Source organism: Rheinheimera maricola (assembly GCF_016918075.2).
In the GTDB taxonomy this organism is placed as follows: Bacteria; Pseudomonadota; Gammaproteobacteria; order Enterobacterales; family Alteromonadaceae; genus Alishewanella; species Alishewanella maricola_A.
Genome location: NZ_JAERPS020000004.1, coordinates 148,291 through 160,534, shown reverse-complemented (window position 1 = coordinate 160,534; position 12,244 = coordinate 148,291). Strand labels below are relative to the sequence as shown.

The following is a 12,244-nucleotide window of genomic DNA, read 5'->3' as shown; positions in this document are numbered from 1 at the left end:
TTCTTGAGGAACGAAAGACGGTTGCGAACATATCGCAACCATAAAGTCGTTCAATAAATTAGAGTCTGGCTAAACACCCGACTAGACGAATGTCGTCCTAAGCTAAAGAGCCTCATAAGTGTACATCAGCCTGTTAAATGCTACAATTTTTGAATTGGCTAAGAGAAGCTTTTCTCACAAATTCACATTTCCCGTTATAGATGAGCAAATACCAGGGTGTAAAAAATCTCTGTAAGCGGCATTCTACCTGTGTACCTGAAAGGACATAAGAATGCCAGTATCAGACTAAATTTTCGACCAGTAATCACCAGACTTTAAATCCCCTGACGACCTGCCCGGTGATTAAAGCATCAAAACAACATTCTTTTTTCAGGAGCAACTGCTCTGAACAGCTAATATTCGCTCAATTAAGACCAATTAAATTCACGATGTAGACGACTTAGAAGTCGTCTACATTATCAGCGCCACTCTCTATAGCCTGTATCAACATCGTCTCGAGAAAGGTTGCAAACCCTTCTACAAAATTGGCGTCTTTGGTCATTTTATAAAGCCTGGTCGATACATCGTTTATCCTGAGCTTATCTATGTCCTGCTGAAACAAGTCCATCTGCCCTGCCCCGTAGACAGCTTCGTCAACCATAAACACGTTTTGCAGCACCACCATAGCTAGTTCCACTTGCTGACTGAGCGTTTTAATACATGTATTCATTTCTATTTCCTATATTTAAGTTGCAGTCAGAAATAGATGCGCTCCTACCAGGCGGAATTTTTGTGTTTTACAGCGAATAAAAATGAAAAACCCCGGTTTTTATGCCGGGGCCTTTCGAGGACAACCTTTTGAATTTTGCTATCTGTTTAGATAGCGCCTGATATACCAGCAGGCTGCTAAAGGTGCATACACCAGTGGGTAAATCAGCGCATTCACGACATCATGGCCACGCCGCTTTGCGTGTATGTTATAAGCGGCATAGCCAATCATGCCACAGGTATCAATTACGCTGATTAGAAACAGCAGATACACCGCTTTATCTTTATCAGGTTCATGCATCAGCATATTTGCCAGTGGACTAAACATTGCCACCACAACTAAAGCGCCTATCAGCTCACAACCTAATGTTTTAATGCCTCTCATGCACGCCACGTCCTATTAGCTCATGCTTGTCAGGAAATACAGCCTCAACATTTAGATCACCCAACCTGGCATATCTTTGTATCTAGTGTCACCGGTTTTGAATAATGTTTTTTCCACATTGATATCCGCTACCTTATACTTGATTGCCATACCGATATTTATGCTTTTAACCAAATCAGCTTTTCTAATATTGTTAAATGATTTTCTAGAGAAAATACTGTATTTACTCAGCTTTAAGTCTTTACTGATTGATCTGGGGGGCAACGACAAGTTCAAGTTTGATAAGTTTTTAATTTCGTCTCCGACATAAAGTGACAGACTGTCAATTGTCACATAATAATCGGTTAAATTGGTCAAGCTCATTACGCCATGTCGGTCTGTCACAGCTGAGACATGTACATCCGATGCATTAAACGTCGGTGCATAACCATAGTTTCTTACAGTATCTATCTCATAAACAACGGGTTTAACTTCAAGCTTATCCGTCATCCCCCACTTCTGGTCACAACCAGAAATGGTATGATGAAATGAATCTAATCTGTCACAACGTAAAGTCAGGCGAGAATTTGCATAATGATTGCTCACTTCTTCCTGAAGTTTAACTCTGAAATCACTCGCTGATTGCCATTTAAATTTAATCCAGAAATGCTCTTCAATTGGATTTCGTTCAAAGATATAGGCGTTAGGCTTACCATCGTATAACTGACTATTGTCATTCACGACAAGTGCTTCTTGTAGCTTAGTGTTTAAGTCATTCCAACGTTTATCATATTCCGCTTTCTTGTCAGCACGAAATTTTGGTACTAATTGGTATATGTTATTAAACTCAGCAATCAGCTGCTCCCTAGGTTGCGCTACCAAAGCTTCAGCCAAGGCTTTTTCAAACAATTCTTCGTCGAAGCTAATACTGTTGTTGGTGCTATCTCTGACTCTAAACATTGCTAACTTATCCTGCTTACACTCAGGATCTGCGACCGCCTTTTGGGCTTCCGAATCAATAGCGTCCCCACACTTAACGGATTCAGTTCTGATGTAATGTTGTAAGGTGTTCAGACTGATAAAATTATGCGTACCGCTAAAAGTAAAATCACGAAAGTAATAGCGCCCTTCAGGAGTCACATCAAGCATTGCGAATATCTCACGATCAGAGACAATCTTTTCTGCCACAGGCTTTATCTCTTTAACCATAGTCTGATTGCTGGCACAGCCTGCCACCAAAAAGACGGTAGCCAGTGCGGTTAAGCCAAAACGTTTATTAAAACAATCCATTAAAAATCTCCAACACTTCTCATTACTTGCCTGAATCTACTTCAGGACGTTTTTATTTAACCCATGCCACAACGCGAATGTCCCCGGCTTTGGGAAGGGTTAATTCTACCCATTTGGTTCCTTTTTGGAACATTTTTATATGCAGATTACTGTGCGCTCATGAAAACAATCCATGACCCCAGATATCAAAGTGCCATCAAATGGTTAGCTGCTGCCCGCAAGCAGCAGGGCCTGACGGTGCGCCAATTCGCCGAATTGATGGGGCACAGTCATTCCTGGGTGGTTAAAGTTGAGAAATGCGACATCTCGCTGGATGTGCTTGAATTTATCAACTATTGCAAAGCCCTGAAGTTAGATCCCGTCGAGGGCTACCGTCTTATGCTTCCCGCACAAAGTACTCCCGCTAATTCCTAAGCTGCTTTTTCCTGGTGCTTTTGTACACCAGTACCACCAGCCCAACCGTTAACAGTAAGATCGGAATTAACCACAAATACTCATTCATCTGTCTATCCTCTGCTCTGAGCGGCTACCAGCTATCAAAGCTAGAACCGGTGCTGTAAGAATCATCGAAGGAATTTGAAGAGCCGCTGTCGAACATATCCATTGTTGAACAACTGCTGTGATCGTCAAGGCCGGTGACTATGAAGTCACAACTAATAGGGGTACTGTTATCGGTGCCATAAGGGTTGCCGTCTGAATCAACGCCACCGATACCACCAACCATCAGCAATCCGCTTGCCGGGTTAACTTCAAGCTGCTCAGACACTGAATCCGTCACAGAATCAAACCGGACAGAGCCGTCATCAAACAGCCCGCTAAACCAACTATAAAAACTCATAACTTTTTCCTTATCGTTTAAATGCCAAAATTCAGCCCGGCTTGTCAGCAGTGTTTAACGCTACCAAGCTGAAGCATTTTCCCGAACTTAATTATTTTCGATCGAATAGCAAGCGGTTTTTCAAAGGGTTAATAAAACGAGGTGTAAGATTTCAGGTGATTAGTTACGATTCATTAGAACGTATTGCAGGTGCTAGCCTTGTCAGCAGAGGAGACATAACCAAGAACAAATTTGAGGGTTTGATTTGCCTCTGGCTGGCCTTGCTAAAAGTCACTTCCAAGGCGCGTCCAGTTTATGGAAAAATACATTTCGATACCTTTTCCTGGGTTATATCTTGGATAAAGCTTTTCAAATTCGATTCTGGCCGCTTCATACGATGTATCCGGGATAACAGAAAGACCCTTCGCTAAAAATAGCATCGCTAACGAAGGAGCCCTCGATTCACCTTGATTGCAGTGGATTAGAAGCTGTTTACCTTGCCCCCAATGCTTAATGGAAAACTCTAAAAAAGCAGAAAACAGTGGTGGCATAAACAAAGGTACGGGCGGATCGATAATATTGAGATACAGATCGTTTTCTTGTTCAAGAACCAAGTAATTTGGGTGTGTACTTGGCAATTTACCTCGATAGCCTACAGCTCCTTGGTGGCAGGGACTTTTACAAGCGTGGACAACGGCAACCGTATCATTTCCTCTCATGCACGATAGATCATTCGTTACAATTACTCGCTCATGAATTTGTTGCACAATGACTCCTTGTGATTTTAGTGGTAATCCAAAATGTTGAGAATATCGCCGTCTAACGACGATATTCGGTCATCAAACACAATTACTCTTTTCACCGTAATCCCAATCTTCTGGAAATCCAACTAAGAATACTTTGCCATTTTGACAGCCTCTGTTTGAAGAACTTTTGTTTTATGACTGAGTCGGCGTGCCGTCCTGACTGGATCTGCTTCTTAGACCATTTCCCGCACCAGACAATCTGGTTTTCTTTTATCAGATAATGTGACTGACATGGAAGAGACCAGTTCCCAACCGATGGATGCAAGGAAACAGTCTCCCCATTGAAAGTAATTTTCCAATCCGTAGGTGAAAGAGGAGTTACAATCTCCTCTCCACAACCACATCCACATTTGTGAACAGCAGAACCGTAATCCAATGAGATGTACAGGATGTCTGAAGCCAACTCATCAGGTATGAACTCAACAAACTTATGCTGCATTGGGCTCTTCTCCCAAAAGCATATGTGCGTCGATGGTGTATGTAGAATTTATTTCAAAATTGAAATCGTGGTAAAAACCAAGATGCTTTTTCCATTTAATAACTGCCATAACTGCATTGAAAGCATTAAGTTCTGCAATCTGAATATTCGTCGAATATAGATCGCCTCTCGCACTTTCCATGGATACACACTTATCAACATGATCTGAGCACTGTGTCGTCACATAAGTGGTTCTAATTATACCAGATAGCTTCCCTTCAGCGTTTTCAACTCCCAAACCTACGTCGATAAATGGGATGTCTTTTGACAGTAAATAGTCAAAAAGCATCCTTTTTATTTCCCCGTTATCGATACTGATAAATACAAAGTTCATATCTTCCAGTAATGAAAGGTTCGCATCATGAATATATGAGACATGTGCGCGTATACCCCGATGTAAGCGGCCATATAACTCTTTAAAGTACTCAGCTTTATATGGGGACTGGACTAACTGTGCAAGCGAAGTTGCTCCAGGACTTCTAAACGCATTGTGTTGAGAGTATTTATCTCCATCAAACAAATGAATTTCGGCAACTGGTGTTTTTGCAACAAAGTCCAGAATATAACTACCAGTGCCTCCTAAACCTACGATACCTACCTTGTATTTCTGAAAGTTAGACGACAATGCAGCAATCCCACAGCGAGTAGCATTAGTATCAAGGTACTCGAATATTTGCTCGTCGCTTGATGTCTCTATAGGTTTAAACGTTTCAGCAGTAGCCGATGAGTCTAAAGACTTTGCTGGGTGAGACAACAACCTTATATATTGCGTAAACTTGTGATGATAGTCACTGTATCCACCACTAGGTTTGTTCGAAAATGACCGGTCTGTAAAAAAACCTGGAGCCAATTCGGTCTTACCAATTGCATGTTGAATTTGCTGTAAGATATTCCCATCTTTATCACAAGGATCATCACCAACAAAATACATAACATGGTCAGTAGGTTTGCTCGTCTTTTCACCTTGTAATAAGAGCGTAGACACTAATGTGCCGCGCTTTATTTCCGGTCCGGCAGATACATATGGCACATTATGCACTAAAGCAAAAGCCGAACTTTGTTTGATGAAAATTTCCAGCTCATACCCCTCGTTTTGGAGTTGCAGCAAGTCAGCGTTAAGACTTATCAGTTGATGTGACATTAAAGATCACCCCCGATTTAATCCGAACTTCCTCCCCCAGAACGAGAGTGCCCTCATGTTTGTCGGCTCCCTTCTTGAACGTCATTGTGTAAATCCGGTTACCGTTCTCGATATATTCACCAAACGCTAGTTTGACCACATCAATAAACGACAGAAACTTATTGGTAACTGTTTTAAGTCGCCCGTTGACTATAATGTCGAAGGTTTTGTCTTGATCATGTGCTTTATTACTTTGTGGATTGTCATTCATGACAATGCCCTCCAATTAATTAACATTGTGCTTCGCTGCAGTATTGCGAAAATCGCACTGCAAAGTGGTATATGGAGGAATTACTTGCCATGTGAAACATCACCAGATATGCTTTTAAGACATCCGCCAAGATGTAAGGCTATCTGATGAGGCCAAAGTCCTCTCACTTGAGCCTGAAAGCTTCTGTGCTAACAGCTGCTTTCACGTTTCACATGAAGGCAATCGCTTTACGCTATTGCCTTTTTTCTTTTCTTACTCCCTTGTACGGTTCTTTATCAGATGTCTTCACATCCATGAACCGCCCAGTTTCTGCGTCTCTTTTTACCCAATGCCCACTAGGCGTTTGAGTTTGTGAACGGTCGCGAACAGCACCGTGCCTTCTGTTGTCACCAGGTTTTCCGTTAGTAGCCATAAGGCCTCCTATTAACTTCATTGATGATATATGCGGTTAGTAAAAACGTTGACTTACCGCAACCAAGCTCAAAAACTGAGCTACACCACGTATAATATTTAGATCTGCCACAATGATCAATAGATCTTTGCAAATATTTTTTTCACTCTTGCCAGTTTGAAAAAAAACGTTAGTATTAGTGCAGACAAGAGGGAAGGTTATGGACAAAGTATATACCTACGAACAGTTGCTCGACGAAGTGGGCAACGTTTCAAAAACAGATCGCTTAGCATATATAGATTTCTTGCTTATGTTTAAGGGAAGCCTTACACGACAAGATCTCACTGACTTCTTTGGTATTAAGGTGGCATCAGCTTCGGCAGCAATTTCTGACTATCGGGAATATAGACAAGATAATGTTGAATATGTCCACAAAGAGGCTAAAAATGTTATTAAATTCAGCAGCTTTAATCCGCTGCTTAATTATGACGCTGAGAATGCTCTTGGGATGCTTGCTAATGGCTTTAATAAAGGAAAGTTTAATGTTACGCCAACCTTGCCGTATGAGCGGGTTGGTTTTATGCCAAAAAAACTAGACGTAAATCTAGTTGCAAAAGTCACAAGAGCAATTAGCAACAAAAGCGCTATCGTATGTAAGTACCTTTCACATTCCAGTAAAGTTCATGATGATAGGACTCTTTATCCCACTGCCATATTTTACGATGGGATCTCCTGGATGTTTAGAGCATTCAGCATTAGCGACTCAACGCCTGACGGTGACTTTAGATCCTTTAATTTCTCAAGGGTTAGTTCAGTAACTGAAGCGCCTCAAAGTTTTGCGAAGAGACACCAAACGATCCAGAGTGATGCTGATTGGCAGACCATTATTCCAGTTATACTTGAAATTCATCCTAGTATTCATAACGATTTCAAAAAAAAGTCTGTTCTAATTCACGAGTACGGTGTGGACTCTTCTACAAACCAGTTATCAGTCTCGGTTCGTGCTGTGCTTTTCTATTATCTTAAAGAGCAATGGAGTATAGATGTCCGCTCGGAAGAGGAAATTAAAGCAGATAAGAGAGGATCACGTTACAATTTTATTCTCAAAAACTCTTCCATGTTTAGACACTTGAAGTGCATGGAGCATGTATTTAAGCCATACTCCTAATCAACCAGATCCTAGATAATGTCTTGATAATACTGAACTACTGAACTAGCCTAAGCAAAGCCATGGCAAGTTAATCCCTCAGGTCAAGGGGAAAACGATTAAAGACGGTAACATTTATTATTAGGGTGTATTACCGATTGATGCTGTATTCGAGTTCGAACACTGGAAATTAAGAAAAGCGGTATAGTATTAGTCCTTAACTTAACACCCTAATTTCCTGATACTGACGCCAATTGTGCGAGTAACGGACTATAACACCGCTGTCGCATGCACTTAGCAATTGGCTAAACCTCCATCGAAAAGCATTTGATGTGGTTTGTCTTTCTAAATTCTTCTTTTAAGACGAATAAGGTGCTTCTCATATTTTTGAGGAAGCAAACTATATTGCCCCCAACTATCTACAAAACATCGAGGAATACTACCTTCCCAAGCAAGACTTGAGTGAAATAGTATGTAGCGACCTACCGACTCAGCATTAATATGCTTTCGTTCATCAAATTTAGGCCATGTGTATATCTTAAACTCACCAAAACTCCCGTTTTTGATGTAGATTATGTTTCGCTTAGCTAACCTACGATATCCAACCACCTTGCCGAAAAATAGACGTTTTTTTCCATCCGTATCTGCTGTTATGCGATCAGTATCAAAGAGCATATCTGATAGTAACATTGGAAATGCCGAATCAGGGAAGTGATAACCTCTGTGCAGATTTTTATCAAAATCCCGACATAAAGCAGTGACACTTGAAATTTTGCTTGGCAGCTTGAACTCTCGGCCATTATGCCTGCCGATTGTAATGTCTGTTTCAGGGCCGTCCTCGTCTTCTATTGCTGTTTGGTTAAACTCTCCATTTTCATCAATATCATAGTCTTCTGTTGGTGGATGGCTCATCCAGTCAGACACAATTACTAAAGCTTTATCTTCAACAGCTTTTGAAGCTTCCTCTTCGTTTTTATATGATAAACCTTCCTTTTTCTTGGTTTTTAATCGACATGGTATTTTCGAGTAAGTGGGCTTATGTTTAAAATGGGCTGCCCTACTATTTGTTGTAATGGATGCCGTATCTGGAGATCTTGATAGAGGCGTAGTGCAAACAGGGCAAAATATTTTGCCCTTCATAGAAAGACTAAATTCTTCCGGTGTCACGGGCTCTCCATCTCGCTCTAGTATGTCCCGCTCATCTCTTCCGTACACCCACTTTTTTATCATGTGAAGGGCATAGGCTATTCGATGACTACTCTCTTCCATAATTGCCCTCCAGACAGTCGGCACAGTTTTGTGTTTTTTCGGTGGGTAGATTCTGCAAAACACCACACCGCATCTTCATAAACTACAATAACTTAAAAATACATCTGATCAATGTATTTGAAACAAACATAGGTAACTCCTTCAACGACCTTCTAGTAGTAGAGGTCAAGGTGTTGAATAAAAATACAACAATTAAATCTAATCTTAGGCAGCAATAAGGATGACCTTTTTGCGAAAAAAGTTGAAATATTAAGTTGGCCAAACAGACGTGAAATAGTTACCATGCAGTACCTGTATTGGATGCAGCGACGTATAAATGAAACGGATATTTCTTATAACAACACTACTTACTTCCTCGTTGCTTTCAGCGGCTACACAATACTCTGAAGCACAATGTGATGGTCTAAAGGCACAAAAAGAGCAGATCCGTAAAAGGATGAATCAGGGGTATGGTGTTGCAGAAGGTAATTGGCTGAACAAGCGTGATCGCGAGTTATTTCAGTTGATTGGGCAGCATTGCTCATCCCCGTTTGAAAACGAAGCGAAAGTCTCAAATAGTGGGGAGCATCCTACTGCCCCACGGTCAAATTCGACGCACTCAAGTACGACACAACAAAACATGCCGGACTGGTCTGCCACCAACCATATTTTCAAAGGCGATAAAGCCGCAGCTTGGAGCCAGTACTATCAAGTGCCAAAGCAGTGTCGGCAGAAAAACTTGTCGGAAGCAGATTTCGTAAAATGTGCTGACCATAAAAGTGAGCAACGTAAGCGGTTTGATCAGATGTGGCAATCATTAAATTTCACCCCACTAACGGCTGGAGTTTCAGGTTCTGCCCCCCCACCTATTCAACAGCAGCCCCACTATGAAACCATGCCAGTGTATACTTCCACCCCCTCTAACCCGCCTAACGAAGCAAAACAAAACACAGTGACTGTTGATAAAGACTTTCATCAGCACTTCTCCTGGTTTGGTATTGCCTTTGTTGTGTTTATAGGCGTTTCATCCTGGCTAATCTGGCGAAAATGACATTCGTTTTCTAACAAGCTAAAAAAACCATAATTAAATTTACATTTAGTTGACCATAATGCATCATAAGGTATTCAGATAAGGATGCATTATGAAAACATATATCACAGGGATACTGGCGGTGCTATTGAGCGCTTGCTCAGTAAATGCTGATACCACTTTATCATTTGGCGCGGATTTTAAACTCACTCTACGGCAGTCGCTGATGGATGGAGCAACGGTGTTCTCAAGCGACGAGTTATCCGTAAAAACTGCTAATAATCAACTGATATCAGGTAGGTTGCTGTCTGTTGATTCAGAAAACCTGCCACAGAGTTTTAATATCCAGCAGTATCCTGATTACTTGTTAAACCGCACCCCACTGACAAACTTGCCCCCCGAAACTGCAAAGCTATTCGAGAATAGTAGCGAGGAAGTGAATTACAACTATGACCTCTCTGCATTGGAAATACACGACATCAATAGCGGGAAACTATACAGCTTATGCAAAGAAACAAACTGCCTGGCTTTTGTGGTTAAACCCGCCAACAGCGATTTTATTCTAACTGTTCACTCAATGGGTATGAGCAAAAAGGAATTCACTGGTTTAATCAAAGGAGGATTAAATGCTAAAAACTAACGAAAAGGATCGGTTGTACGAAGTCATCATCGCGATGATTGGTGAAGATAGCTCTATAAAAGCCTATAAAAGCGGCTTCAATGAAAAGACAGTAGCAGTTGTTGAAGAGATGATTGACGCTGGTGCGAAGTGCAATGCCAATATGAAGAAGCTGATTTCTGATTTGCTTGGTGCCTCAAGCACTCTCACAAAGGGCTGGCTGAAGAAAGTGCTTGGCTCTGCAAAGCATAACCTGGATATCACCGAATTAAAGGGGTATGGCTGTCTGGTGTCAGTAAAAGCACGTTGGAAAACAGCAATTATCTACAGTACGATTTAACGCACCATTTATAAACGGAGCAATGCCATGAGCGTAGGGCTTTATTTACTACTGACCGCAGTTGGCATTGTTATCTCTGGTGGATTGAGTTACCTGTTTATAATCAGGCCCCGACTTAACAAGCTGTACTCCTCGTCTAACTAAACGGCAGACGATAACTGCACAATTATTTTTCACTGAGCCTTCAAAATTTGCCTACCCGTTAACTAATTAAGGTTAAGGCCATCATTATGCGTCTTCATAAATACCCCCCATCTATCGCCAAAAGGCATTAGAAGGTTGTGCCCACGGCCGTTAAACCTGAGCGAGCATGGTGCAGGGGCAGCATCATGCGGGTAGCACGCGGCATAACGTCTGCGTGTAATTGCACAAGTATGCTCCCGGATGGGACGCCGGGTCAGGTCATGACCGGTGAAAGGACTCTATAATGGCGCAAGGACGCGCCGTGATAACGCCAGCTTAGTGCTGGCGTTGTTGCATCGACCGATTGAACTCACAGCGAAAAGCAAACATTAACGCCGCTCTTTGTTAGGTGAATTATTCACCCATAAAAACCCCTTTTCCAATTTTTCTTAATTCGTTTAGCCATTCAATTACAGTTTTTCTGTTGGCCTCTCGAATGGGATAGTTTCTGACCTTGCAGACTTCAATAGCCCCTGGTGAAAAAGAGGAAGTCGTAACAATTAGTCCACCTTTTGCGTTCTCATTCACCACATCTGCCCAGAGCGATTTAACTAAGACTTTATCTATCTTCGATTTTGTTCGCTTACATTGAATGAGCTGCACTGGTGGTTGATAAAATTCCAAGTCTTTGCTCCAGACCCTTACATCAATACCACCATCATTCCTTCCTTCTCCAATCTGAACTTTATAACCTTTTCTCTCAAAGTACTCAGCAGTAAGAGCTTCAAACTTTCTCCAGTGCATCGTAGATAGCTTGTCGGAATTGCTAGCTAAATAGTTGATATATCTTTGATCCAGAAAGGTGCCATACATAGCATCGAGCGATTCACTTTCGAATAATTGTTTAAGTTCAATTGGTGAATGCCATTCAGTAACTCTTGCTGAGAGCCAATCCCAAGGGCTTGCTTCTTCGCTTTCCTTAGTTAAACTAACTAACCTTCGTGCAATCGCCAACGCTTCGACACCCAAATCCACTCGAATACTTTTGTAATATGAATCTTCATCGAACTCATCGAATATTGATTTCTTGCCTTGACCGAAATGAGTCTCTCCAAGCAGCTTTAATACTTTTCTAAACAAAAGCCTCTTGCTTGGAGAGTGCATGAATTCCAAGTCGAGCAAGGTCGGAGCGTGTCCCACGAATTCTTTAGTTGTGACCCCTAAGCGATACAGCATTATTTGAAAAGTATCTTCAATGTAATTAGTTCGAATTCGGACAAGTTCTTCATTCTGACTTTTGAAAATGCCGATAAGCGGGTCATTACTATCTAGTAGCTCTATCATCTCTGTATTATTCAGAGCTAATCCAGATTTATAACCAATCCTATCGCTCAAAAAAGATCTAAAACCTGTATTGGTTGTTACCCAAGTTCCCACAAAACTCCTTTTACAC

General features: G+C 41.5%; 15 protein-coding genes. 5 read left to right on the top strand and 10 right to left on the bottom strand.

The genetic code is table 11. The features are described 5' to 3' along the window. Nucleotides 1-439 precede the first annotated feature (439 nt). The 3 genes from I4W93_RS12100 to I4W93_RS12090 all read right to left on the bottom strand — a co-directional run bounded on the left by I4W93_RS12100 (nucleotide 440) and on the right by I4W93_RS12090 (nucleotide 2,401). Entirely contained in the window at nucleotides 440-709 is a 270-nt protein-coding gene (locus I4W93_RS12100; protein WP_205311532.1) for a hypothetical protein, read from the bottom strand. A 138-nt stretch (nucleotides 710-847) separates the two neighbouring features. Further along, the gene (locus tag I4W93_RS12095; protein ID WP_224673415.1) at nucleotides 848-1,132 is read right to left on the bottom strand and encodes a hypothetical protein; all 285 of its coding nucleotides are present in this window, start codon (nucleotides 1,130-1,132) and stop codon (nucleotides 848-850) included. A 51-nt stretch (nucleotides 1,133-1,183) separates the two neighbouring features. Next, complete coding sequence (locus I4W93_RS12090) at nucleotides 1,184-2,401, bottom strand: hypothetical protein (protein ID WP_205311534.1); 1,218 nt, start codon at nucleotides 2,399-2,401, stop codon at nucleotides 1,184-1,186. Between the two features lie 159 nt (nucleotides 2,402-2,560). On the opposite strand from I4W93_RS12090, the gene I4W93_RS12085 reads away from it, so the two are divergent. Beyond that, nucleotides 2,561-2,815 (top strand): helix-turn-helix domain-containing protein, encoded by a 255-nt coding sequence (locus I4W93_RS12085; RefSeq protein WP_205311535.1) that lies wholly within the window; start codon nucleotides 2,561-2,563, stop codon nucleotides 2,813-2,815. 112 nt (nucleotides 2,816-2,927) lie between these two features. Here I4W93_RS12085 and I4W93_RS12080 read toward each other — a convergent pair whose 3' ends face one another. From I4W93_RS12080 to I4W93_RS12060, 5 genes are all read right to left on the bottom strand, one after another. Continuing rightward, nucleotides 2,928-3,239 (bottom strand): hypothetical protein, encoded by a 312-nt coding sequence (locus I4W93_RS12080; protein WP_205311536.1) that lies wholly within the window; start codon nucleotides 3,237-3,239, stop codon nucleotides 2,928-2,930. Nucleotides 3,240-3,502: 263 nt separating this feature from the next. Then, nucleotides 3,503-3,985, bottom strand: coding sequence for a hypothetical protein (locus I4W93_RS12075; RefSeq protein WP_205311537.1), 483 nt, complete (start codon nucleotides 3,983-3,985; stop codon nucleotides 3,503-3,505). Between the two features lie 91 nt (nucleotides 3,986-4,076). After that, entirely contained in the window at nucleotides 4,077-4,463 is a 387-nt protein-coding gene (locus tag I4W93_RS20545; protein ID WP_224673413.1) for a ubiquitination-like system serine protease family protein, read from the bottom strand. Beyond that, nucleotides 4,453-5,643 (bottom strand): ThiF family adenylyltransferase, encoded by a 1,191-nt coding sequence (locus I4W93_RS12065; RefSeq protein WP_205311538.1) that lies wholly within the window; start codon nucleotides 5,641-5,643, stop codon nucleotides 4,453-4,455. Before I4W93_RS12065 ends, I4W93_RS20545 begins: the two co-directional genes overlap by 11 nt. Continuing rightward, nucleotides 5,618-5,893 (bottom strand): multiubiquitin domain-containing protein, encoded by a 276-nt coding sequence (locus tag I4W93_RS12060; RefSeq protein WP_205311539.1) that lies wholly within the window; start codon nucleotides 5,891-5,893, stop codon nucleotides 5,618-5,620. Before I4W93_RS12060 ends, I4W93_RS12065 begins: the two co-directional genes overlap by 26 nt. 611 nt (nucleotides 5,894-6,504) lie before the next feature. Between I4W93_RS12060 and I4W93_RS12055 the strand changes: the two genes are divergently transcribed. After that, a complete protein-coding gene (locus tag I4W93_RS12055; protein ID WP_205311540.1) occupies nucleotides 6,505-7,452 on the top strand; it encodes a BrxR family helix-turn-helix transcriptional regulator in 948 nt (315 codons plus the stop codon). 324 nt (nucleotides 7,453-7,776) lie between these two features. On the opposite strand, the gene I4W93_RS12050 is transcribed toward I4W93_RS12055, so the two are convergent. Further along, on the bottom strand, nucleotides 7,777-8,700 hold the full coding sequence (locus tag I4W93_RS12050) for a hypothetical protein (RefSeq protein ID WP_205311541.1): 924 nt from the start codon (nucleotides 8,698-8,700) through the stop codon (nucleotides 7,777-7,779). A gap of 316 nt (nucleotides 8,701-9,016) precedes the next feature. Between I4W93_RS12050 and I4W93_RS12045 the strand changes: the two genes are divergently transcribed. From I4W93_RS12045 to I4W93_RS12035, 3 genes are all read left to right on the top strand, one after another. Then, the gene (locus I4W93_RS12045) at nucleotides 9,017-9,730 is read left to right on the top strand and encodes a hypothetical protein (protein WP_205311542.1); all 714 of its coding nucleotides are present in this window, start codon (nucleotides 9,017-9,019) and stop codon (nucleotides 9,728-9,730) included. Nucleotides 9,731-9,821: 91 nt separating this feature from the next. Next, nucleotides 9,822-10,349 carry a hypothetical protein gene (locus tag I4W93_RS12040; protein ID WP_205311543.1) on the top strand — a complete coding sequence of 176 codons (528 nt, stop codon included), beginning with the start codon at nucleotides 9,822-9,824 and terminating at the stop codon, nucleotides 10,347-10,349. Then, the gene (locus tag I4W93_RS12035; RefSeq protein WP_205311544.1) at nucleotides 10,336-10,668 is read left to right on the top strand and encodes a hypothetical protein; all 333 of its coding nucleotides are present in this window, start codon (nucleotides 10,336-10,338) and stop codon (nucleotides 10,666-10,668) included. The genes I4W93_RS12040 and I4W93_RS12035 overlap by 14 nt, the downstream gene beginning before the upstream one ends. A 537-nt stretch (nucleotides 10,669-11,205) precedes the next feature. Here the strand turns inward: I4W93_RS12035 and I4W93_RS20540 are convergent. Next, nucleotides 11,206-12,228 (bottom strand): restriction endonuclease, encoded by a 1,023-nt coding sequence (locus tag I4W93_RS20540; RefSeq protein ID WP_205311545.1) that lies wholly within the window; start codon nucleotides 12,226-12,228, stop codon nucleotides 11,206-11,208. Nucleotides 12,229-12,244: the final 16 nt, after the last annotated feature.

Excerpts from the sequence above, each read along its gene's own strand:
- I4W93_RS12100 (WP_205311532.1), bottom strand. The coding sequence starts at position 709 with ATGAATACATGTATTAAAACGCTCAGTCAGCAAGTGGAACTAGCTATG.
- I4W93_RS12095 (WP_224673415.1), bottom strand. The coding sequence starts at position 1,132 with ATGAGAGGCATTAAAACATTAGGTTGTGAGCTGATAGGCGCTTTAGTT.
- I4W93_RS12090 (WP_205311534.1), bottom strand. The coding sequence starts at position 2,401 with ATGGATTGTTTTAATAAACGTTTTGGCTTAACCGCACTGGCTACCGTC.
- I4W93_RS12085 (WP_205311535.1), top strand. The coding sequence starts at position 2,561 with ATGAAAACAATCCATGACCCCAGATATCAAAGTGCCATCAAATGGTTA.
- I4W93_RS12080 (WP_205311536.1), bottom strand. The coding sequence starts at position 3,239 with ATGAGTTTTTATAGTTGGTTTAGCGGGCTGTTTGATGACGGCTCTGTC.
- I4W93_RS20545 (WP_224673413.1), bottom strand. The coding sequence starts at position 4,463 with ATGCAGCATAAGTTTGTTGAGTTCATACCTGATGAGTTGGCTTCAGAC.
- I4W93_RS12065 (WP_205311538.1), bottom strand. The coding sequence starts at position 5,643 with ATGTCACATCAACTGATAAGTCTTAACGCTGACTTGCTGCAACTCCAA.
- I4W93_RS12060 (WP_205311539.1), bottom strand. The coding sequence starts at position 5,893 with ATGAATGACAATCCACAAAGTAATAAAGCACATGATCAAGACAAAACC.
- I4W93_RS12055 (WP_205311540.1), top strand. The coding sequence starts at position 6,505 with ATGGACAAAGTATATACCTACGAACAGTTGCTCGACGAAGTGGGCAAC.
- I4W93_RS12050 (WP_205311541.1), bottom strand. The coding sequence starts at position 8,700 with ATGGAAGAGAGTAGTCATCGAATAGCCTATGCCCTTCACATGATAAAA.
- I4W93_RS12045 (WP_205311542.1), top strand. The coding sequence starts at position 9,017 with ATGAAACGGATATTTCTTATAACAACACTACTTACTTCCTCGTTGCTT.
- I4W93_RS12040 (WP_205311543.1), top strand. The coding sequence starts at position 9,822 with ATGAAAACATATATCACAGGGATACTGGCGGTGCTATTGAGCGCTTGC.
- I4W93_RS12035 (WP_205311544.1), top strand. The coding sequence starts at position 10,336 with ATGCTAAAAACTAACGAAAAGGATCGGTTGTACGAAGTCATCATCGCG.